At 36.7% G+C, this 20,554-nt stretch carries 23 protein-coding genes; 8 read left to right on the top strand and 15 right to left on the bottom strand.

Features of this window, described 5'->3' with window-relative positions; translation table 11 throughout:
* The first annotated feature begins 3 nt into the window (after positions 1 to 3).
* The gene (locus tag DNK84_RS09150; protein ID WP_208123293.1) at positions 4 to 684 is read left to right on the top strand and encodes a nucleotidyltransferase family protein; all 681 of its coding nucleotides are present in this window, start codon (positions 4 to 6) and stop codon (positions 682 to 684) included.
* A gap of 3 nt (positions 685 to 687) precedes the next feature.
* Here DNK84_RS09150 and DNK84_RS09145 read toward each other — a convergent pair whose 3' ends face one another.
* The gene (locus tag DNK84_RS09145) at positions 688 to 1,197 is read right to left on the bottom strand and encodes a DUF494 family protein (RefSeq protein ID WP_119344223.1); all 510 of its coding nucleotides are present in this window, start codon (positions 1,195 to 1,197) and stop codon (positions 688 to 690) included.
* Positions 1,198 to 1,215: 18 nt separating this feature from the next.
* Positions 1,216 to 2,997 carry a DNA-processing protein DprA gene (dprA, locus tag DNK84_RS09140; protein WP_162902340.1) on the bottom strand — a complete coding sequence of 594 codons (1,782 nt, stop codon included), beginning with the start codon at positions 2,995 to 2,997 and terminating at the stop codon, positions 1,216 to 1,218.
* A 161-nt stretch (positions 2,998 to 3,158) separates the two neighbouring features.
* Between dprA and fkpB the strand changes: the two genes are divergently transcribed.
* Genes fkpB through pssA form a run of 3 tightly spaced genes read left to right on the top strand, consistent with a single transcriptional unit; the run spans position 3,159 to position 5,343 of the window.
* On the top strand, positions 3,159 to 3,605 hold the full coding sequence (fkpB, locus tag DNK84_RS09135) for an FKBP-type peptidyl-prolyl cis-trans isomerase (RefSeq protein ID WP_119344221.1): 447 nt from the start codon (positions 3,159 to 3,161) through the stop codon (positions 3,603 to 3,605).
* The gene (gene ispH, locus DNK84_RS09130) at positions 3,602 to 4,546 is read left to right on the top strand and encodes a 4-hydroxy-3-methylbut-2-enyl diphosphate reductase (RefSeq protein WP_119344220.1); all 945 of its coding nucleotides are present in this window, start codon (positions 3,602 to 3,604) and stop codon (positions 4,544 to 4,546) included. The genes fkpB and ispH overlap by 4 nt, the downstream gene beginning before the upstream one ends.
* A gap of 35 nt (positions 4,547 to 4,581) precedes the next feature.
* Positions 4,582 to 5,343: a CDP-diacylglycerol--serine O-phosphatidyltransferase gene (gene pssA, locus DNK84_RS09125; protein ID WP_119344219.1), complete on the top strand. Its 762-nt coding sequence runs from the start codon at positions 4,582 to 4,584 to the stop codon at positions 5,341 to 5,343.
* Here pssA and holA read toward each other — a convergent pair.
* Together holA and mutM are read right to left on the bottom strand one after the other, a co-directional pair.
* Positions 5,318 to 6,310, bottom strand: coding sequence for a DNA polymerase III subunit delta (gene holA / locus DNK84_RS09120; protein ID WP_119344218.1), 993 nt, complete (start codon positions 6,308 to 6,310; stop codon positions 5,318 to 5,320). The genes pssA and holA overlap by 26 nt on opposite strands.
* Before the next feature lie 131 nt (positions 6,311 to 6,441).
* Entirely contained in the window at positions 6,442 to 7,260 is an 819-nt protein-coding gene (gene mutM / locus DNK84_RS09115; protein ID WP_119344217.1) for a bifunctional DNA-formamidopyrimidine glycosylase/DNA-(apurinic or apyrimidinic site) lyase, read from the bottom strand.
* Positions 7,261 to 7,483: 223 nt separating this feature from the next.
* Between mutM and DNK84_RS09110 the strand changes: the two genes are divergently transcribed.
* Complete coding sequence (locus tag DNK84_RS09110; protein ID WP_119344216.1) at positions 7,484 to 8,737, top strand: MFS transporter; 1,254 nt, start codon at positions 7,484 to 7,486, stop codon at positions 8,735 to 8,737.
* Positions 8,738 to 8,991: 254 nt separating this feature from the next.
* Here DNK84_RS09110 and DNK84_RS09105 read toward each other — a convergent pair whose 3' ends face one another.
* The 3 genes from DNK84_RS09105 to DNK84_RS09095 all read right to left on the bottom strand — a co-directional run bounded on the left by DNK84_RS09105 (position 8,992) and on the right by DNK84_RS09095 (position 10,679).
* Positions 8,992 to 9,546, bottom strand: coding sequence for a TUL4 family lipoprotein (locus DNK84_RS09105; RefSeq protein WP_119344215.1), 555 nt, complete (start codon positions 9,544 to 9,546; stop codon positions 8,992 to 8,994).
* A gap of 107 nt (positions 9,547 to 9,653) precedes the next feature.
* Positions 9,654 to 10,025 carry an Mth938-like domain-containing protein gene (locus DNK84_RS09100; RefSeq protein ID WP_119344214.1) on the bottom strand — a complete coding sequence of 124 codons (372 nt, stop codon included), beginning with the start codon at positions 10,023 to 10,025 and terminating at the stop codon, positions 9,654 to 9,656.
* 12 nt (positions 10,026 to 10,037) lie between these two features.
* A complete protein-coding gene (locus tag DNK84_RS09095) occupies positions 10,038 to 10,679 on the bottom strand; it encodes a site-2 protease family protein (protein WP_162902343.1) in 642 nt (213 codons plus the stop codon).
* 89 nt (positions 10,680 to 10,768) lie between these two features.
* Between DNK84_RS09095 and DNK84_RS09090 the strand changes: the two genes are divergently transcribed.
* Positions 10,769 to 12,796 carry a M3 family metallopeptidase gene (locus DNK84_RS09090; RefSeq protein ID WP_119344212.1) on the top strand — a complete coding sequence of 676 codons (2,028 nt, stop codon included), beginning with the start codon at positions 10,769 to 10,771 and terminating at the stop codon, positions 12,794 to 12,796.
* Positions 12,797 to 12,798: 2 nt separating this feature from the next.
* Positions 12,799 to 13,137 carry a YraN family protein gene (locus DNK84_RS09085; protein WP_119344211.1) on the top strand — a complete coding sequence of 113 codons (339 nt, stop codon included), beginning with the start codon at positions 12,799 to 12,801 and terminating at the stop codon, positions 13,135 to 13,137.
* A gap of 35 nt (positions 13,138 to 13,172) precedes the next feature.
* On the opposite strand, the gene DNK84_RS09080 is transcribed toward DNK84_RS09085, so the two are convergent.
* The 4 genes from DNK84_RS09080 to DNK84_RS09065 all read right to left on the bottom strand — a co-directional run bounded on the left by DNK84_RS09080 (position 13,173) and on the right by DNK84_RS09065 (position 17,103).
* Positions 13,173 to 14,138 (bottom strand): biotin--[acetyl-CoA-carboxylase] ligase, encoded by a 966-nt coding sequence (locus DNK84_RS09080; protein ID WP_119344210.1) that lies wholly within the window; start codon positions 14,136 to 14,138, stop codon positions 13,173 to 13,175.
* Between the two features lie 119 nt (positions 14,139 to 14,257).
* The gene (locus DNK84_RS09075; protein WP_119344209.1) at positions 14,258 to 15,691 is read right to left on the bottom strand and encodes an SLC13 family permease; all 1,434 of its coding nucleotides are present in this window, start codon (positions 15,689 to 15,691) and stop codon (positions 14,258 to 14,260) included.
* An 81-nt stretch (positions 15,692 to 15,772) separates the two neighbouring features.
* Complete coding sequence (locus DNK84_RS09070) at positions 15,773 to 16,228, bottom strand: MarR family winged helix-turn-helix transcriptional regulator (protein WP_119344208.1); 456 nt, start codon at positions 16,226 to 16,228, stop codon at positions 15,773 to 15,775.
* Positions 16,228 to 17,103 (bottom strand): DMT family transporter, encoded by an 876-nt coding sequence (locus DNK84_RS09065; protein WP_119344207.1) that lies wholly within the window; start codon positions 17,101 to 17,103, stop codon positions 16,228 to 16,230. Before DNK84_RS09065 ends, DNK84_RS09070 begins: the two co-directional genes overlap by 1 nt.
* Before the next feature lie 174 nt (positions 17,104 to 17,277).
* Between DNK84_RS09065 and DNK84_RS09060 the strand changes: the two genes are divergently transcribed.
* On the top strand, positions 17,278 to 17,931 hold the full coding sequence (locus DNK84_RS09060) for a YoaK family protein (protein WP_119344206.1): 654 nt from the start codon (positions 17,278 to 17,280) through the stop codon (positions 17,929 to 17,931).
* 9 nt (positions 17,932 to 17,940) lie between these two features.
* Here DNK84_RS09060 and DNK84_RS09055 read toward each other — a convergent pair whose 3' ends face one another.
* The 4 genes from DNK84_RS09055 to DNK84_RS09040 all read right to left on the bottom strand — a co-directional run.
* On the bottom strand, positions 17,941 to 18,507 hold the full coding sequence (locus DNK84_RS09055; RefSeq protein WP_119344205.1) for a hypothetical protein: 567 nt from the start codon (positions 18,505 to 18,507) through the stop codon (positions 17,941 to 17,943).
* 14 nt (positions 18,508 to 18,521) lie between these two features.
* Complete coding sequence (locus tag DNK84_RS09050; RefSeq protein WP_119344204.1) at positions 18,522 to 19,151, bottom strand: hypothetical protein; 630 nt, start codon at positions 19,149 to 19,151, stop codon at positions 18,522 to 18,524.
* A gap of 309 nt (positions 19,152 to 19,460) precedes the next feature.
* A complete protein-coding gene (locus DNK84_RS09045) occupies positions 19,461 to 20,252 on the bottom strand; it encodes a helix-turn-helix transcriptional regulator (protein WP_119344203.1) in 792 nt (263 codons plus the stop codon).
* A gap of 53 nt (positions 20,253 to 20,305) precedes the next feature.
* Positions 20,306 to 20,554, bottom strand: a 249-nt coding sequence (locus DNK84_RS09040; protein WP_328587420.1) for a LexA family protein, incomplete at its 5' end; no start/stop codon positions are given.

Here is a 20,554-nt window from a genome sequence, read left to right as displayed (position 1 = left end):
ACCATGGAGAAAAATAAAAAAATATCAGCAATGATTTTAGCCGCAGGGCGCGGCACAAGAATGAAGCCGTTTACAGATACAACACCAAAACCTTTAATTAAAGTAAATGGAATAACACTTATTGAGCGTCAAATTAGCGCATTAGCGCAAGCAGGTATTCAAAGAATCGTTATCAATGTTGCTTATCTTGGACAAATGATTGTTGATACGGTGGGGTTTGGTCAAAAATGGGGTGTTGAGATTATTTATCTGCATGAGCCGGTAGATGCTTTTGATACAGGTGGTGGCATTGTACGGGCACTTCCCTGGTTGAGTGATGCGTTTATTGTTGCAAATGCCGATGTCTTTACGGACTATAATTATAAGGCTTTGCTTGATTCTGCAAATCAACTAACCTCACTTGCGCATCTTGTTTTAGTCCCTAACCCTAAACATAATCTACAAGGTGATTTTTCTTTAAGTACGACAGGATGTATCACTAGCCGCACTGGGTCGACCTATACTTATGCAGGTATCAGTATTTGCAAGAAAGCACTGTTTACTGAAATTCAGGTAAATCAGCGCATCTCATTGCCTGCTATTTGGCAAAGTGCGATTGACAACAAGGCCGTAACAGGTGAAATATTTCATGAAAACTGGTGTGATGTTGGTACACCGGAACGTTGGCAGCAATTAAACGTTTGAAACTTAGTGAAACAAGATTGAAACAAGCGGATAGGCCCGCTCTTGTTCAAGTGTTTTAGTATCATTGATAAATTTATCTTTTACATTGCCTCTATTGGCCATGGTCATATCGTATACCCACATAAACTGCTCTTCAGTCACAGTATCTGCATCAAGTTCAATGATTTGGTTAAGAATAAACTCAAACTCAGTGGCGTTGATATCGCCAGCTTGATAGTGTTGTGCAAGTAAATCAAGACAGTTTTCTGGAATAATGTTTTTCTCAACTGCTGAGAATACACGAATGGCGTTTTGTTGATAGCTGATTTGCGTATGTTTGTCAGGCTGTGAGAAATTCTCAAGCCATTTCATAGTTAAATTAAGCTCTTTTGCGCTTAGACCTGCCTTTTGAAGCTGTTCCTTGATTTCATTTTCGCTGGTGATTTTAATTAAAGCATCGTGGTCATCATCAAAGTTTAATGCTACCTCATAAAAAAGCGACATCAAAATTTGCAAAATATTTGCGTTTCTCATAGATTTATGTGTTCAAAGTTATATACGTTGGTACCCGCCAGGAACCACTTTAATCAGCGATTCCATTTCTAATTGGAATAGTATGCCAGTTATTTGTGTATATGTTAAGTTTGTATATTCAATTATTTGATCAATGGAGGTGCAAGTGGAGTTTATACAGTCATAAATTTGTTGTGCATCATCATCCATATCAAGCTTTGGCAAAGGCAATACACTTTGATGAGGTTTTGATTCAACAGGAAGTATGAGCTCATCAAGAATATCCTGAGCTGAACAGACAAGCTTGGCACCCATTTGAATCAAGTAATGACAGCCTTGCATACTCGGGTGGAAAATATTGCCAGGAGCTGCAAACACGTCACGATTTTGCTCGATGGCATGAAAAGCGGTAATAAGAGAACCGCTTTTATGGGCAGCTTCTATTACAAGCACACCTTGAGAAAGCCCACTGATAATACGGTTTCTTTGTGGAAAGTGATGACGTTTTGGCTGAGATCCTAAGGGGAATTCTGATACAATAAGTCCATTTGACTGTACCTCTTGATAGAGTGATTTGTTTTGATAAGGATAGCAGATATCAATACCAGTGCCTAAAACCGCAATGGTCTTGCCATTTTGTGCTAATGCCTGTTTATGTGCCAATGTATCAATACCAATGGCCATACCACTGGTGATAATTAACTGCTGTGCAATTAAATCAGGTAAAAAAGCATCGATAATGTCCTGTCCGTAGCGGGTATGGTGACGTGTACCAACAACGGCTAATTGGGTCTGGTTTAAAAGGTTAATATCGCCTGATGCAAATAATAATAAAGGTGGTGTTGGAATTTCTTTGAGCAGTTTTGGATAAGCCGCACTGTTTATGGTGATTAGATGGTGCTTGTTGGATTGTTCAAGCCAGCTTTCAATGCGATCATATAAGGGCTCATATTTTTTGTGAATTAAAAAAACAATGCTTTGTTGTGACAGATGCATTTGTGGTTGATATCGGCAAGGGTTGGAGATAAAATCATCAAGGTCAATGCCAAGATGTAAAAGTCTTTGATATATGCGGTAGCTAATAGCAGGGGTTAAATACAGTATTGCTGTTGCTTTGTCATACATTATGCGCCCTTTATTTATTTGTGTGGAAACCATATCATCAGCATTAATCTCTTGGTCAGTATTGGTAATTAAAGCAATAGCATAATGATCACTCAGGCGATAAATAAAACCTTCGCCGTGATATTTTGGTGGGTGATTGTCAGTTTTGTCGCTAAAAAAATAAACACGGCCGCCAAGCATGAGCCCATCTTGCTTGCCAATATCAATTAAGACAGAGTGATATTTTCTGGCAATCTGTATACCTTCAAGTGTGCTGATAATTTTTCCATGCAAGTTTGATTTCAATTGAATCATCGCATCGGGTAGTTTTTGGAAAAGTTCCTGTTTAGGAAGCGCATAGTCGCCTTTTTGAATTTCTTGCATCACGTTCGTGATCGTCATCACTGTCATATTGCTTTGTTGTTTGTTGAAAACTGCCTTACCAACCTGTTTTAATAGATAAGTTTTTTTATCATGATCATCGTGTGAAAATGAATCGACTTTAGCCATTAGATCATATGTTTGGCTTTTTGGGACGTGCGTTACATAAATAATTGTGCCAACAGAGAGTAAAACACGGCCATCGAGTGAATCGGTAATCTCGCCAAGTTGTGGCGTATCTTCAACCAGGTAGTAAGGGACAAAAAAAGTATAATAGGGCTTGATTGCTGTATTTGCCAAGATTAAGCTTGGTGTTATAAACAATAAAATCAGCATTCTCATTATGAATTTATGAAACTTTAAACGCAATTTCAGGCAATTGACTAAGGAATATTTGTGCATTTTTTATAAATCTCGTAGAATGTTGGCAGTTATAAAAAGAACCGACGTTTTGTTTAATTGATAGACGAAACCTAAATGACAGTCAAGGGTTGATAATGAAAATAAAAGCAAATAGCTTTGTAAAAATGCATTTTAAAATTCGTTTGAAAGATGGCAGTATTGCTGAAGATACAAGAAACTATGAGCGTCCTTATGTCTTCCAAATGGGAAAAGGGACATTTTCAAAAAAAGTTGAAAAGGAGCTTCAAGGCTTAAGTGCAGGCGTTAATCGCAAAATTATGCTTATGCCTGAAGATGCCTTTGGTGATAAGCATCCTGCCATGATCTATCAAGTGCCTAAAATGCGATTCCCAGATGATATGGAGCTTGATGTTGGTTTGATCGTTGCTTTTTCACAAAAAGATGGTACGGAGTTGCCAGGTGTGATTACAGAGATTAAAGATAACGAAGTGACGGTTGACTTTAACCATCCATTATCTGGTCAGGTTATTTTATTTGATGTGGATATATTAGAAGTCTCAGATCAGGAGATTGTATCATGAAAGTTATACTGGCAAATCCCAGGGGATTTTGTGCAGGTGTTTCTCGTGCAGTGGATGTTGTTGAAAGAGTATTAAATCTTGAGAAGCATCCAGTATATGTGCGTCATGAAGTCGTACATAATCGTGCTGTTGTGAATGATTTAAAGCAAAAGGGGGCGATTTTTGTTAAAGAATTAGATGAAGTGCCCGATCATTCTGTATGTATTTTTAGTGCACATGGTGTCTCTCAAAGTGTTAAAGAAATTGCTAAAGAGAAAAATTTAACAATCTATGATGCCACTTGTCCTTTAGTAACAAAGGTGCATAAAGAAGTCCAAAAAGCAAGTAATGAAGGTGTTGAATGTGTTTTGATTGGCCATAAAGGTCATCCAGAGGTTGAAGGAACTTTAGGGCAGTATCATAACCAGTATGCTAAAATTTATTTGGTAGAAAATGTTGCGGATGTTCAAAAGCTTCAGGTGAATGATCCATCACGTTTAATCTATGCAACACAAACAACTTTATCAGTCGATGAAACAGCAGGTATTGTTCATGCGCTAAAACAAAAATACCCCAAAATTGCTGTGCCGAAAAAAGAAGATATTTGTTATGCAACACAAAATCGGCAAAATGCGATAAAAGCATTGGCAAAAGAGGTGGACATTGTTTTGGTCGTTGGTTCCAAAAATAGCTCAAACTCAAATCGCTTGCGTGAGCTTGCTGAAAACTCAGGAGTGAAAAGTTATTTAATTGATGATAAAGACGATATTGATACCAGCTGGTTTGTGGATAAAGTAAGTTGTGGCGTTACGGCTGGTGCCTCGGCACCTGAGTATTTGGTGCAGGATGTTGTTTCTTTCTTGCAAAACACATTTAATGCAGAGATCAGTGAGCTTGAAGGTGTTAAAGAAGAAGTAACTTTTCCGTTGCCGCGTTTATTAAAACAAAGACAGAAAATGTGAAAGCTAAAAACAAGATGATAAGAAAGGATAGCAATATGAAAGAAGAACAGCCAGAGCATCGCAGCAAAGGGATTTATATCTTGCCAAATTTATTTACTTCAGCCAGTCTTTTTGCTGGTTTTTTTGCTATTGTCTCAGCCTTTAACAGCCACTTTATCCTGTCTGCTGTTTGTATTTTTCTTGCCGCAATTATGGATAGTCTGGATGGTCGAGTGGCAAGGCTTACAAATACACAAAGTGCCTTTGGTGCAGAATATGACTCATTGGCAGATATTGTTTCATTCGGTGTTGCCCCGGCACTTATTATTTATTTTTGGGCGGTGAAACATATTGCACAGTTTGGTTGGGCGGTGTCATTTATCTATTTAGCGTGCGTTGCTTTAAGACTTGCACGGTTTAATACACAGTTGGAAGAGCAGAGCAAGCGCTATTTTACTGGATTGCCATGCCCATCAGCTGCTGCAACGATTGCGGGGTTTGTCTGGTTTTGCAATAGTTTAGGATATAAAGTTGCCCAAGGGGGTGTAACTTTTTTTGCCACGATCATTACGCTTTACTTATCTGCAATGATGGTCAGCAATATTAAATTCAGAAGCTTTAAGGATTTTGATCTTAAGGGTAAGCTTGTTTTCACCCAAGCAGTGCTTGTGGTCTTTTTCATTGCTGTTATTTTTATTGACCCATCGATAACATTATTTGTGATTTTTATGTTATATGCCTTGTCTGGCAGTTTTGCGGCCGTTTTTTTCAAATACAGGCAGGCAAAAACGACTAAGCATGATGAAGTTGACAAATAAGTGCAGTTAATTGCTGTTTAATGTTACCTTTTTTGGCGCCTTTAATCACAAGATCAATATTAAAACAACTTTCCATTAAATGGTTTAATTGTTGGTAAGAAAAGTAGCGAATAAGCTTTAAATAAGCTGTTTGTTTGCTGCGCCAGATATTGTGGCTAATAAACGTTTTTTGTTGCTCCTGTATGTTTTGATTAGCCAGTAAAATCCAAATTCGCAACTCTCTTAAGATTGCCCACAAGATAACAGCTGGCTCAAACTGTTCATTTAACAGCTGCTGAAGGATCGATAATGATCGCGCTTTTTGCTGGTAAACAATGCTTTGTGTTAGATCAAACACATCATAACTCATAAAGTTCTCAAGAAAATCTGCAATATTTGAACAGTCAAACTGTGTTTGCGCTTGCATGGATAAAAGACGAATAATCTGATCTGCAGCAAGCAGGTTTCCTTCTGTTTTTTGCGCAATCAAAGCAATAGCATCATGGCTAAGCGTGATTTTTTTTTGGTTGTTAATCTCGTGTTTGATGATGCGTATCGCCTCTTGAATACTCACAGGCCATAACTGAATGTGTAAAGCATTCTGTGAAAGTGTTTGAAACCATTTTGCTTTTTGTTGTGCGCTTGTTAAATGGTCAAAAACAAGTAAGTATCGATCTTCTTTATTATTTGTCTGTGTACAGATCTCATTAAGGGCTTGTTGTGTGTTTTTATCAGGCTGTTTTGTAAAGCTTAATTGTAAAAGTCGCTGAGTTGAAAATAAACTCAAGTTATTATGTTGTTGATAAAGGAAGCCGGGTTGTTGTTGTGCAGACTGTTCAGTCACAAGCTCAAAACCTTGCTGTTGATAGTGACATCTGATTTGATCGATAAGCCTTGTTTTTTGGAAGGCTTCATCACCGGTAATAATATAACAGGGAAACTCACGTGTTTTGAGTATTGTTATAGCATCAAAGTAGTTTGCTTTCATCAGTGATACGTATTGAATTAACCAGAGCAACAGTGTAGCGAATTTTATGATAAAACTCAAAAGCTACTGATTGGCTCGTGCAAAATGTTTTCCAAAAATCCACAAAAGGATTATTCCTTACCAATAGTATTTTAGCGTTGGCACTTTTGGCAGAAAAATGTATTTCGTTGTGCAATAACCAGGGATTCAATCAGGCTTTGGCATTTTAAGCAAGGCATCCCTTTTTTGCCATAGACGTATAATGATTGTGAGAAATAGCCAGGTTTCCCTTGTGCATTCTTATAGTCTTTTAATGTTGTTCCACCTTGAGTGATTGCTTGTTGTAAGACATTTTTTATAGCTTGGCAAAGTGCTTTGCATTCATCATAATTAAGTGCGCTTGCTAAACGTGTCGGTTTGATAGCAGCATGAAACAAGCTCTCACAGGCATAGATATTACCAACACCTGTGACAATATTATTGTTCATAATAACAGATTTGATTGTCTGTTTTTTGCTTTTTACGATGTCAAACAGATATGCAGCATCAAAATCATTGCTCAAAGGCTCAGGCCCATAGTTTTTAAAACAGCTGTGTAACAAAGGATCTTCATCACATATATGCCAGTAACCAAATCGTCGTGGATCATTAAAAAATAAAACATTTTGGTTGCTAAGTGTTAAAACGATGTGATCATGTTTTTTGATATGATAGTTTTGTTTATCGGTAATCTGCAAAGTTCCTGACATGCCCAGGTGAATAATTAAGTTGCGCGAATGCATCTTTATGATTAAGTGTTTGCCACGGCGTGAGGTTTGCAAGATTTTTTGACCCGTTAATTTTTTCACAAAATCAGGATCTAGTTCAAAGCGTAGTTTTTGGCGATATAACGTCGCTTTTTCAATATAAGTATTAAGGATGTGTGGCGTAATCCCGTTTTTAACCGTTTCAACTTCTGGCAATTCAGGCATGATAAATCTATTTCTGGCAGCAAATGTTTTTTAACAGAGTAGCTTGTTTGTCCTGAAAGTAAACTATTTTTTAAGTAGAAAGAAATAAGCATTTTAGGTGTGAAATTATGCGTCGTGCCACTTTATTTGATCAAAATAAGGTTTTTTTAAAAAAAACACTTTAAAATCAATCAAGTTATGTTTAAATGCTACAAAATAAATAATTTATTAAGTATCTTGATTTATGAAAAATCGTTTTAACTTGAAAACAATTTTTGCATGGTTTATCTGTTTGCTTGCTGCATTATTCTACAGTTATGATTTTTTTATTCGTGTTGCGCCAAGTGTCATGGTGACTCCTTTAATTCAAGAGCTTGGACTGAATACCGCCGGTATTGGCTTATTAGGTGCGGCATATTTTTATACCTATATTTTATTTCAAATTCCAGCAGGACTAATACTAGATCGTTTTAATACAAAAATAGTTGTCTCTTTTGCCATGTTTACATGTGTTTTAGGGAATTTTTTATTCTCCCACGCAGATGGGTTTATGATGGCTTTTATCGGCAGATTATTAATGGGCTTTGGTTCTGCATTTGGGTTTATCGGGGCCGCAAAATTAGCCGCAATGTGGCTACCGCAACGGTTTTTCTCGAGTTTTATTTCTTTAACAACCATATTGGGATTGTTAGGCGGCTTTTTTACCGATACAGTCCTATCGACATTGGTGAGAGATCTGGGCTGGCGCAATGGTAATGAGGTTTTTACTTATATAGGATTTGTTATTTTTGTTTTAATGTTGATCTTTATCAAAGATAATCCAAAAGCAATCACAGCAAGCCTGCCTAAGCACCAAAGCAACTTATGGCAAAAACTCAAACAATTAGGCCATCTCTGTTTGAATTATCGTTTTTGGGCAAATGCATTGATAGGCGGTTTTTTATTTATGCCAATCAATGTTTTGGCAACGATGTGGGGTGTTGGGTTTGTTCAGTATAAATTTCATTTAATCGAAGCAGATGCGGCAAATATTAATTCATTACTGTTTATGGGAAATGCAATTGGCTGTGTGCTAATTGCCTTTATTGCACCTTATACCGATCGATATCGTGCGTTATTGATAGGAAGTTGTACGTTATTGCTTGTGATGACAGGAATTCTTATTTACCTTCCTATGCCTTTATGGTTATTCTCAATTGGCTTTATACTAATGGGGGTTGTCATAAGTCCACAGGTTTTAACCTTTGATATCGGAAAGTGCATTGCGCCTAAAGGCCTAACTGCATCAGCAGTTTCAGGCGTAAACCTGGTAAATAATATTATTGCAGCAGTTTTCATTCCACTGATTGGTTGGCTTATTGCTCATATGACATCTTTTGCTTTCATGCGCTATCACGTGGTGGATCATTTAATTAAGTATCAGGTTTCTTTTGTGATTATTCCTTTATCTGTACTGCTTTGTATTCCCTTATGTTTTTTACTACCAAAGCGGATATAGTGGTATATACCCATCACAAATCATTTTACAGTATTTCTGTCATCGCATTTCTTGTATTTTTGAGCGATGTAATTTTGCCAATAGTCCTTGCTATTACCTGCAATCCAATCGCTCAAAAACTTCTTCGACATCGAACACCTCAGAATGATTTACGATGGGTATAGCATACTACCGTGAAGTGTTTATGGACAACTGTTTGTAAAATAAGATAAAGAAAGAAATATGAGGTGATAAAATATCTCTAGGTATGTTTGTTACTTATTAAAGTCCTTAGGGACATTAAGTGATGCACTACCAACGATTTGCTTGGTTGGTTTGTAGATAACCTCTACTTGCCACAAGCCAGCGCAACTGACATTAAGTCCTTTTGCGTTGTGGTCTAAGGTGCGATATGCCCAAGAATAGTCACGATTTTCTTTATATTTCATGATAGGGAATGTTGTACTGATACATTGTGAATTTGGTGGTGCAATCCAGTGCAGTTGTAATGTTCCTTGCTTAGCACTATTCCAATTGGTATAAAGTTTTGCGATTAAGCGATCATCTTTAACACTTAATTTAACCTCTGACTGAGGGATATTGTTATCCTGTGTTGTGGTAGTCATTTGAGATGATGTTACAGGCTTTTGTGCTTTTTGAGGGGTAACCTGCGCTTTTGTATTATCCTTCGCCTGATCCTTGTTGTTGTGCATGTTTTGATACCAGTCATGGAAATTTCCTTCAGGCGGCTTGTTAGTGTTTTGATTGCTAGCACATGCAGATAATAAAACAGCAGAGGAGATAGCGGTGAGCATGATAATCTTTTTCATGGTTAACGATCCTTCTTTATTTTTAACAATTGAACAAATGAGAACACTCTACAATCTTAGCTTATATCAGATAATTATCAATTATGGTAATGCTTTTTTCGAAGTTTTCATGCAATAATTGCGGCAATAACCTCGCGGGCTTCTTGGGCGAGTATGTTAAATGTGCGACATGCGGCATCCGAGCTCATAAAATCAAGCGCTTTTCCAGCACGGGCAAAGGTAGCAATAACGTCATTAGGTGGAAGGGTAGTTTTCACACCAGTGCCAAGTAAAATAATATCACAAGGTGCATCAAGAAGAATTTCAATGCTCTCCAGAGTTAGCTCGTCAACTGTTTTAACTGGCCAGTTTTCTTGAATAATAGCATGTCGATCAAAGATGATACTCTTATTGTGTGTGGTATTCGCAAGCTTAATTATACCAGCGGTATAATGCTTTACATAAATATCACTATCGGGTATTTCTAATTCAAGTTGCATAGATTCCCCTGTTTATAAAAAAAGCCATTGAAGGGTTAATAGGAGTTTATTAATAATAGGTATCAGTATCATGGCTAATAGATTACTTTGCCCAATTGGAATAAATAATAATACAAGAACGATTAAAAACCCCCAGCGTTCAAGTGCATTATATTTTAATGCAGCCTTATAAGGTAATATTGCGCTTATAATCCGACTACCATCTAATGGTGGGATAGGCAAAAGGTTAAACACCATAAGCATCAGGTTGAGTATAATGCCAAATTGCGCCATTTGATGAAAGCCAAAATTTGGCACATATTTCCAAAGTAAAAGCCAGCCAACAGCCATGACAAGGTTGGCAAGCGGGCCTGCAATTGCAACTAAAATGGTATCAATCTTAGGTTTTTTTAACTGGTTGAAGTTTACCGGGACAGGTTTTGCCCAACCAAACAAAAATCCAGTGCCAAGCAAAAACATCGCTGTAGGTAAAATAATCGTACCTAAAGGATCGATATGGCGAATTGGATTTAGACTTACTCTACCCATAAGATACGCGGTTTTGTCACCACGTATTTTAGCAATATAGCCATGCGCAGCCTCATGTAATGTAATGGCAAATAGCATAGGGATGATAAACATCATAAAGTGGATAAAAATATCAGAAAAATTTATAGACATTTAATTTAAAGCGCTTTTTTTATTGTGGAATAAGTGTATTATAAAGAAAGGTAAGAATGAAGTACAAATATAGGATTTATCATATGTCAGTAAGTGATTGCGTTAAAGAGTCGGATCTGCCTTGTTTTTCAGCTTTTGATCCAGATTTGGCCGCTAAAGAAGTGGATCTGAACCTTGTGAAATGTCGGCAACTTAAAGAAAGTTTACTAGAAACACAAAACTTTACATGGCAAGATTTCATTTATAAGCTTGATGAAGCAGAAGATAAACTATCACAGGCATTTGGCCCAATTGCACATTTAAATGCGGTAAAAAATACGCCAAAATTACGTGAAGTATATCAACAGGCTTTAGAAAAAGTTTCAGAGTATATGACTGAGTCCTCGCAAGATAAACGATTATTAAACGCTTACCAGCAAGTTTTAAATCAAGATAAAACTCTTGATTTTGCGCAAAAAAAAGCGATTGAAGATGCAATTTTAGATTTTAAACTTTCAGGCATTGCGCTAGCGGATGATAAACGCCAACAGTTTAAAGAAATGAGTATTGCCTTATCAAAAAAACAAAGCGAGTTTGAAAACAATGTTTTGGATGCAACAATGGCATGGCAATACTGTACGAAGAGTCAAAGTGAACTTGAGGGATTATCTCAACAGGTGATTAATGCCGCTTTTGATAAAGCGAAAATGCAACAAAAGCAAGGGTATGTGCTTGGGCTGGATGGGCCCACTTATCTTGCAGTAATGCAACAGGCTGATAATCGGCAATTGCGCCAGAAGTTTTATCAAGCTTATACAACGCGTGCTTCAAGTTATGCGGATGATAAAAGTTATGATAACACAAAGCTTATGCAGGAGATTTTGAATCTAAGACAAAAAAAAGCACAGCTGTTGGGCATGGAAAATTACGCTGAAGTTTCATTAGAAACAAAAATGGCCAAGGATGTTGATACTGTTGAGCAGTTTTTACATGATTTGCTGCAAAAAGCAAAACCACAGGCAAAGCAAGAGCTGGAAACTTTACAGCTATTTGCAAATGCGCATGGGCTTGAAGGGCAGCTTAAACCCTGGGATGTCAGCTATTATAGTGAAAAGCTAAAAAAGCATTTGTTTGACTTTACTGAAGATGAGTTAAGGCCTTATTTCCCATTATCTCAGGTATTAAAAGGGTTATTTGATATATTAGCTGAAATTTATGGTATCAAAGCAATCCACGAGCCTGAATTCGACCGCTATGAAGAAAATACACAGCTTTATGCGTTTTATGATGCGGACGATCAAATCCGTGGCAAGGTGCTGATTGATTTATTTGCCAGAAAGAATAAGCGAGATGGTGCCTGGATGGATGAATGCCAAGTGCGTTATAAAAAGCAACAAGGTGAAATACAGTTGCCAGTTGCTTATGTGACTTGTAATTTTATGCCGCCTGAGCCAAACAAAGAAGCTTTGTTAACCCATAATGAGGTGTTGACTTTGTTCCATGAGTTTGGACACGCTTTGCATCATATTTTAACTCAGGTGGATTATCTGCCAATTTCAGGGATCAATGGGGTTGAGTGGGATGCCGTTGAGCTGCCAAGCCAGTTTATGGAAAACTTCTGCTGGCAACCTCAGTCTCTTGCGCTTATATCTAAACATATTACAACAGGCCAGCCATTACAAAAAGCACAATTTGAAAAACTACTGGCTTCAAGAAAGTTTCAATCTGCCATGATGATGGTGCGACAACTGGAATTTGCTTTATTTGACATGGCGTTGCATAAAGCGGATGCTAAGAGTATCGATGTGCATCACATTTTAACTGAAATAAGAAAAGACACAGCCTTGATTGATGTCCCGGAGTATAATCGTTTTGAAAATAGCTTTGCCCATATTTTTGCAGGTGGCTATGCAGCAGGCTATTACAGTTATAAATGGGCTGAAGTTTTATCAAGTGACGCCTTTGCAATGTTTGAAGAGACAGGTGATATTCTTGATAAAGAAACGGGAAAGCGCTTTTTAACATGCGTGCTTGAAAAAGGGGGTGCGCAAAAAATGGCTGATTTGTTCTTTAAATTACGTGGTCGTGCGCCTGAAGTCGATGCGCTATTAAAACATAGTGGTATTGGATAGACATGAGTAATAAAATTGGCGCTCAAGCAGAAGAAAAAGCATTGCAGTTTTTGCAAACAAAAGGATTTTGCCTGATTCAGAGAAATTTCACAACGCCACTGGGCGAAATTGATTTAATTGGGCGCTTAGAAAATCAGCTGCTATTTGTTGAGGTTAAGCAGCGAAAAAATGGACAATTTGGTACGGCGCTGGAAATGGTGACCTATCAAAAGCAGCAAAAAATTCGCAAGGCAAGTATGATTTTTCTACAAAAAAATGTTAAATATCAGTGCTTGCCATGTCGCTTTGATGTGATTTCTATCACAGCAGATAAACTTGACTGGATTCAAGCAGCGTTTTAATTGTGCCAGATTTTAGCCCTTAATTTTCTATGTGCTTATGATTGATAGCAAGACGCTTCACCTGAAGCAAAGGTGTGTATTTTATCATTCTTTTTAAGCATAATATGACCATGCTGATTGATCCCATGGCAGATGCCGGTGATAATCGTGTTATTGGGTAGGCTAAGTGAAATTGTTTTGCCAGTAAGATAATCAAGTGATTGATATGCATCGATAAATGGAGTGAAACCTTTATTTTGAAATACAATAAGTGCATCAATCAAAGCGTTGATTAAGTGGGTGGCAAGTTGATTACGGTCAACAGTGGCTCCTGTGGCCTTTAAAAGTGAGATCCATTCTTGATTAATTTCATTTTGCTGAGTCATATTCACATTAAGCCCAATACCAATAATAACCTGACTTTGATAGTTAGATTCAGCCTTGACTTCGATTAAAACCCCCGATAGTTTGCTGTCATTTAGATAAATGTCATTTGGCCATTTTATCTTAGGGTTTAGTATGGGAAAGTCTTTATGAATCACGTTGGCAATGACAGTGGCAATCGAAAGACTTAAACCTGAAAGCTCACTCATGTCTTTAGTAAGATTTGTTTTAAGCGATAAATAGATATTTTGGCCAAAAGGAGATGACCAGGATCGGCTAAAGCGTCCTTTGCCTTTGCTTTGGTGCTCAGCCAGGCAAATATGATATAAATAAGTATCATCATTAATATCTTGAAGATAACGATTAGTAGAGTCGATGCTATTAAAGCATTCAAGTTTTACTTGTTCATGGATAAGCTTTTGTTTGATTTTATCCTGGTCTAACAAAATTAAGGGTTGTTGCAGTTTATAGCCTTTGGCTTTACTTGCGCGAATTGCAATACCATATTGCTGTTGTAACTGGTGGATATTTTTCCAGACTGCCGCCCGTGTGATATTTAACTTTGCACCAATACTATTGCCATCAATATAGTCATGATCGTTTAATAATTTTACTATGCCAAGGAGTGTATCGTTCATAATAAATATAGATAGATTGATTTAACGATGATTATATATGGCTTATAAACTATTTTATACCACTTTTTATATACCATTCTTGTTGTTAATAGTAGGTAAATAAGGCAAGCTAAAAGATATTAAATAGTCAGGCTTAATCCAGTCAAAGGCCAGTAAATAGCAGCAACTGCAATAATAAGAATCACACCTGCAATTTTTAAAATAATGCCCCATAGCATTGCTTCATGAAGCCTTACATAATCTGAAGTAACGGTTAAAGCCATTGCAGGGGTGCTAACAGGTAACATAAAAGTAAGCCCTGCACTTGTTGCAATCGCCAGTGTGACAACGCGTGGATCAATACCATATTCAACGGACAGTGCAAGCCCTATGGGTAATAGAACAGCAACAGATGCAGCATTGCTCATAAGCTCTGTTAAAATGGCGGCTAGTATAATAAGTAAAATTAGAATAATAAAAGGGGATTGAATACCAAGATTAATGATTAATAGTACAATCTGATGTGCAGCACCTGTGTTACGCAGTGCAACACTTAAAGCAATCGCACTACCATACATAATAATAACGCCCCATTGGACATCTTTTTCTACTTCTTTCCAATCCGTGATTTTAATGCTAAAGGCAAGGATAACGCCAAAAAGTGCAATCCAGTCTAATCCCAGCTGATTACCATATCCAACCCACAGCATAATGGTGATTAATACGGTGAGTAAAGTGAGGACTTCCCGTTTGCTAATCTTACCAATTTGTTGCTTATGCCTCATTAATGTGAGTCTTGCCTTGGCAATATCCACCTTACTTTTGTGTACAATCATCAAAGAAAAACAACAAGCAACGGCTAAGACACCGATCACAATCGGGATTACCCAGAAAGTCCACTGAACAAAGCTTATTTCACTATAGTTTCCCATTTTGGTGTGATAAGAAAAAGTATCTTGCAGGATGCCAAGTGCAAGTGGCGCTCGAGCACCACCTAAAAGTGTTGCACAACCTCCAATCATAGCACCCCATGCCATGGCCATATATGAAGCAAATGCAAAGCGACTTCTTTTACCAACATTTGCAGCATTAACGATTTCTAATACGATGGGTAAAAGAATAGCGGCTACGGCATGCTCACTAATAAAAAAAGCCAAAGAGCTAGATAAAAAGAAGATCGAGCCAACAAGCCTTTTGGGGCCTTTCCCAAATTTGGCAATAATAGAAATTGCGATGCGTTTACTTAAGCCTGAGCGCATAATAGGACTTGCAAGAATAAAAGCACCCAGTACAAAAAAAATAGCTGAATTTCCAAAATAGCTATAAATATCGTTGGCAGAAATTGTTTTTGATAAAGGCAATAGAACAAGCACAATAATACCAGTTACTGCCAAGGGGAAGGTGTTACTAATCCATAAAAACGCAGCAACACAAAAAACAGCAAAAGTATGTTTTCCTGCCGGTGTGAATGTTCCAAATGGTGCATAGATAGCAGCAACATAAACAATGGTTGCGATAATAATGCCAAACCATATTTTTAACATTGGTGGCAGATAACTTGTTTGCTCATGCATGGTTATTGTTGCTTTTCGGTATGTCTATTAAATGTAGATCAAAGCTTGGCAAATTTCCATAAAATGCAAAAAAGCGGAAAGTTACACGGTATCAGTATCGTCGATAATTGCTGCTAAGTTTGCTTTTAATGTTTCTAATGTATGAAGTAGATTTTCTTGGGATTCTGGTGAGATGTCTTTTAACATCTGCTGATAGCTCTGTGCAACTTTTTGATTAAGCTTATTTAGAATCTCCTCTCCTGAAGATGTGATCTGAATACAATTAGCACGTCTATCTGAAGGGTGAGGCACTTTTTTAATATAGCCTTGATTAACGAGTCTATCTAATACACGAATAAGATTCTGCGCCTCGATCTCAAGGTGTCCTGCAAGCTCAATTTGTGTTTGTTTCGGTCGAAAGTGAATATGCACTAAGGCACGGCGATCTAAGACATTTAATCCAAGTGATTTGGCATGAATATTATATAATTTTCGAATTAAAAGTCCTGTATCACAAATAGCGAACTCTAGAAAATTTGTGGGTGAAGGAACCGTCATTATGCTGTTTTTTGTTTTAAGGTTTGTTGTTTGATTATAACAATTGCGCTGATAATTGCCAGCAGGATTCCAATAATAGATAAAGTGTCTGAAACTTCATGAAATATAATCATTCCTAAAATTGCGGCGAAAATAACATTTGCATAATAAAGCACTGAAAAGCTTTGTGCGGTAATATACTTTAATCCAATAACTAAAAGGTATTGCACGAAGAAAAACAAAAGGCCAATTAAAGCTAAGAGCATGAAGATATTAAGTGTGATTTCCTGCCAAAATATCATAGCAGCAATCCCGGCAATGATGGTTGAAAATAAAAAATAATAAAAAATGATCGTTAAGCTATTATCTTGCGTTGATATATTTCTTACCATCGTAATAGATCCTGCCATTGAAAGTCCTGCGCCTAATGCGATAAGTGCGTGATAGTCAAATAATTTTCCATCTGGTTTTAGAATAAAGATAATGCCAATAAACCCAATAGCAAGCGGTAACCATAGTGTATGCTGCAGCTTTTGTTTTGCAAAAATCAATAAGATAAAGGGAATAAAAAATGGTGCGGTATTGGCAAGTAATACACCATCAACAAGTGGAATGTAATAAAGTGAGGCAAAAAGAAAATAACTGATACCTAAGCTAAATACAGTACGCCATAAATGTAAAAGCGGTATTTTGGTTGCAAGGAGGTTATCAGGTACTTTCTTGTTTTGATATAAAAGGATGGGCATAAGTAGTATCAAAGCAACAAGGCTTTGACTAAAGACGATCATGGGTAAAGAGATGTTGCCTGCATATAGTTTGATAACAGCGGCTTGTATTGCATAAAGTAGGGCACTTGCCAGTGTAAAGCCGCTTCCTGATAAAGTTTGATATTTCACAGTTGATTTTCCAATTATAATAATTAAAGATTATTATAATTTAAAACATCATAAAGTCAAGCGATGCTTTATGCTGGCCAATTTATAATGTCTGTCAATAAGGGCTTGCAAATTGTATCAATAAGAAGATAGAATCCAGATGCATATGTTTAATCATTAATGTGATTTTTGTGAATGAAGCAATCAATTCCACAATCACCAGTTTGGGTGTACTTTGCCGCTGTACTATTACCATTTAATGGCGGATTTATCAATGCGGCAACATTGGTGAGTTTTCTGCATAACTCTGTTGGATATGTTACCGGAAATATTGCCTATGCAGGCACCTATTTTGCTGAGCACGATATCTTAATGTTCTTTCGTATGATGCTCTTGATATTTTCTTTTTTGATTGGTGCAATTATTAGCAGTTTAATCGTGAAGAGCGAGTATTATCATCGAGATTATCGTTATCGCGTTAATTTGATGCTACAACTGATGCTGGTAATTGTTGCAATGATATTACTGCGTTATCATATTATGGGCTGTGAATATCTTCTAGCAGGGGCGATGGGTGTTCAAAATGCTATGACAACGCATTATGGTTCCGCGTTAATTCGTACGACTCATATGACTGGGACAACAACAGATTTAGGCGTGCTGATCGCGCATTGGATTAAAAACAATCAGGTCGCTTTGTGGAAAATAAGACTATATCTGATTTTAATTTTATCTTTTTTGGTTGGCGCTATATCCGGTGCTGTTATTTTTCAAGCATTCTCATCAAATGCATTTTATGTTTCAATTTCCATTTATATAATCATGATTTTTCTGCATAAAAAACAATAGCATCGGGCATTAAATCATAAAAGAAGCAAGTGTATCAAAATCAGGTACCCAGCGCAATTTATTAAGTAAAGGGTGATTGTAGTAAGGGCGATAGAAAAGCCCCAAAAGATCTTGAAAATTTGTATGATAGCCTAATTTATTCATAAGCTCATCAGATAGTGCATAAAGTTCAGTTAGTGCTTCTTGAATTTCAAAAACATTTTTTTTAGATTGAAGCATCTTTTGCCACTGGTGGTAAGTTTGATTTAGCTTTATTTGTGAGATGTGAGGTAAGTAAATAATATGTTGTTTTTCCTGATCTTTTCCGTAAGGAAGATCAAGTAATTGACAATAGCTGCAGAAATAACAACTTAAGACAAGGTTGTCAAATTCATTATTATCATAGTTATGGTCTTTATTGGTAATATAAAGCGTTTGATTTTTGTCAGGTGTATGCTGGCAGTAAAAGCACTGGTTTGATGCAGTGGTTAGTTTCGATAAATATTTTTGATACTGTGGCGCTGTAAGCCGCCTTGCAAAAGATTTTGCATTACCAGGGATTGCAAGTAAATTTAATGTAGATGAGGCTTGTATCATGTAATGTAACCTATTTAAGCACGGCTTTTTTCTAATGTTGAACTGGTTAAGTAGTGCTTTTCTAGAAGTGAGATTGTCATGTCATTTAGCCATTGTCCAAGCTCAAAATAGCGAGCAATGGTAACAAAATCAAAAATTTCAAAACTACAATAAAGGTCTTGTACAATGTTTCGGATCGTGGACTCAGCTCGACACACAATATTGCTGACAGATTGATTGCTATGACCGCGACATTTTAATACAAGTACATAAAAGCGAAAAAGATTGAGTTGAATCGGTTTGTAAAAGTTAAGTATATGTAGCTGTTGCCCATCCCAGGTGATGGCATTTTCTTTGAGTTTAAAATAAAACCCTCTGATTTCAATAGGCCCAGTTGGAAAGTAGCGGCGGGTAGTAATAATCTGTTGTATCCCTGTATCGTGAAAATAAAAGAGTTCTTTTTGTATGGATAATCCGCGACAAAGACGTGCTTCACGCTCGCCGATTGAATGCATCTCATGGAAAGGCTCAAGCACTTTAATATCAACTTCCTTTTTACCAATGAGTTCTTGACTATCACGAATACCTAAATCGCTTAGATAATGCGCATTGATGTTAACAAGTAATCCTTTCCTGTCTTTTTCAAAAAAAGCGACTTCTCTCATACCTATTTAGTTCTCCTTGGGATTGTTTATAAATAGTACTGCATATCAAAAAACTCTCAAGATTGAAAGTCAGCATAATATGATTTGCGCTAATTTAACAAATTATTTTTGAATAGTAAACAATTTTGTTTAATAAATATACTTTTTTGAGTGTGCCTGTATAAGAATAAGATTATTTTAATAGTAACAATTCATGAATAATGGAAGATTCGTTACCCTGGTAATTTCTGGTAAAAAAAGGGCTATGTGTACTTATCATTATTTTGCTTTACAAGAACTACTTTATATAGTTTATGAGCGATGTAAGGATTATAAGTTATTGTAGAGTTTGGCGTATTCAAAGAGTTGATAATTTTCCTCAAAGCTAAGCTTTTGCTTGATGCTTTGTGTATAGTTTTCCACTGTGCGAGTAGAAATGCCAATTTTGTCTGCGACCATTTTTTTATCATTAATACCCTGGGATAGGACTGTAAAATATTTCAACTCTTTTTTTGTCAACCCAAAATGTGCCATTAAATTTATCTTATCAGGTTGTTGGTACCAATTTTTTGGTAATGTGATCGATTGTAATATATGTCTGGGTAGAATAAAATCCTGGTAGTATTGTACGCTTAATGATGAAAGCGATAAGACCAGTTTATGTAGCATTTGATTAAGGTTTGCAAGATTAAGATAAAGATACTTAATGTCATGGATGGAGTGATAATAAAGTACAAAGCGGTGTATTGTTTTATTGATTTGTAAGTAATATGAATAGGCAATGCAGCAAGGAAAAGTAGCTGTATTGTCTTGTGAATAAAACAACTCTTGCCATTTAGGTGAAAATGGTGTGAATAGATTTAACTCACATAGTTTTGGCAAAAATGGGGTTAATATATAATTGTGAAATGGGTCGCTTATACGGTATGAGGGGTGTTTGTGAAAACGTATTGCAAAAGGGTGTAATAATAGTGGTGCACACCATGTTTCCTGCTCATTGACAATTGCGTAATCTATGCCTGTACATTGCAGTGCATCAATAACGTTTGACAGCGCTTCTGGTATTTGAAAATTTTCAATAAGTTTAAGTGTCTGATCATTAAGCATATTATATAAAGGCATCAGAATATATATACTAGTACCTTTTCCATTTAATTTTGACAAGTTGAAATCTGTTAATCAAGGTCTGGGATACAACACTTAGGTACAGCGAGCGAAATAGTTCGAGGAGTTCTTGGGATTTTATTAATTAAGCCTTTGTGTTCCAAGGCAATAATCATGTGCTGCACACTGGCTGGATCAGCATGGAAATATGCTTGAAAATCAGCATTTGCAGGTGGTCTGCCATTTATTTTGGTGTAATAGTGGATAAATGCAAGGTACTGCCCAGCAATTACCGGCAAGTTGAATAACTCGTTATAAAA

This window comes from Facilibium subflavum, from assembly GCF_003574485.1.
In the GTDB taxonomy this organism is placed as follows: domain Bacteria; phylum Pseudomonadota; class Gammaproteobacteria; order Francisellales; family Francisellaceae; genus Facilibium; species Facilibium subflavum.
This window is presented reverse-complemented; position numbering and strand designations above follow the sequence as displayed.

Coding starts and splice junctions, on each gene's coding strand:
- pssA (WP_119344219.1), top strand. CDS start 4,582: ATGAAAGAAGAACAGCCAGAGCATCGCAGCAAAGGGATTTATATCTTG.
- mutM (WP_119344217.1), bottom strand. CDS start 7,260: ATGCCTGAATTGCCAGAAGTTGAAACGGTTAAAAACGGGATTACGCCA.
- DNK84_RS09110 (WP_119344216.1), top strand. CDS start 7,484: ATGAAAAATCGTTTTAACTTGAAAACAATTTTTGCATGGTTTATCTGT.
- ispH (WP_119344220.1), top strand. CDS start 3,602: ATGAAAGTTATACTGGCAAATCCCAGGGGATTTTGTGCAGGTGTTTCT.
- DNK84_RS09045 (WP_119344203.1), bottom strand. CDS start 20,252: ATGCCTTTATATAATATGCTTAATGATCAGACACTTAAACTTATTGAA.
- DNK84_RS09060 (WP_119344206.1), top strand. CDS start 17,278: ATGAAGCAATCAATTCCACAATCACCAGTTTGGGTGTACTTTGCCGCT.
- DNK84_RS09100 (WP_119344214.1), bottom strand. CDS start 10,025: ATGCAACTTGAATTAGAAATACCCGATAGTGATATTTATGTAAAGCAT.
- DNK84_RS09145 (WP_119344223.1), bottom strand. CDS start 1,197: ATGAGAAACGCAAATATTTTGCAAATTTTGATGTCGCTTTTTTATGAG.
- DNK84_RS09080 (WP_119344210.1), bottom strand. CDS start 14,138: ATGAACGATACACTCCTTGGCATAGTAAAATTATTAAACGATCATGAC.
- DNK84_RS09070 (WP_119344208.1), bottom strand. CDS start 16,228: ATGACGGTTCCTTCACCCACAAATTTTCTAGAGTTCGCTATTTGTGAT.
- DNK84_RS09085 (WP_119344211.1), top strand. CDS start 12,799: ATGAGTAATAAAATTGGCGCTCAAGCAGAAGAAAAAGCATTGCAGTTT.
- fkpB (WP_119344221.1), top strand. CDS start 3,159: ATGAAAATAAAAGCAAATAGCTTTGTAAAAATGCATTTTAAAATTCGT.
- DNK84_RS09090 (WP_119344212.1), top strand. CDS start 10,769: ATGTCAGTAAGTGATTGCGTTAAAGAGTCGGATCTGCCTTGTTTTTCA.
- dprA (WP_162902340.1), bottom strand. CDS start 2,997: ATGCTGATTTTATTGTTTATAACACCAAGCTTAATCTTGGCAAATACA.
- holA (WP_119344218.1), bottom strand. CDS start 6,310: ATGAAAGCAAACTACTTTGATGCTATAACAATACTCAAAACACGTGAG.
- DNK84_RS09105 (WP_119344215.1), bottom strand. CDS start 9,546: ATGAAAAAGATTATCATGCTCACCGCTATCTCCTCTGCTGTTTTATTA.
- DNK84_RS09150 (WP_208123293.1), top strand. CDS start 4: ATGGAGAAAAATAAAAAAATATCAGCAATGATTTTAGCCGCAGGGCGC.
- DNK84_RS09050 (WP_119344204.1), bottom strand. CDS start 19,151: ATGAGAGAAGTCGCTTTTTTTGAAAAAGACAGGAAAGGATTACTTGTT.
- DNK84_RS09075 (WP_119344209.1), bottom strand. CDS start 15,691: ATGCATGAGCAAACAAGTTATCTGCCACCAATGTTAAAAATATGGTTT.
- DNK84_RS09055 (WP_119344205.1), bottom strand. CDS start 18,507: ATGATACAAGCCTCATCTACATTAAATTTACTTGCAATCCCTGGTAAT.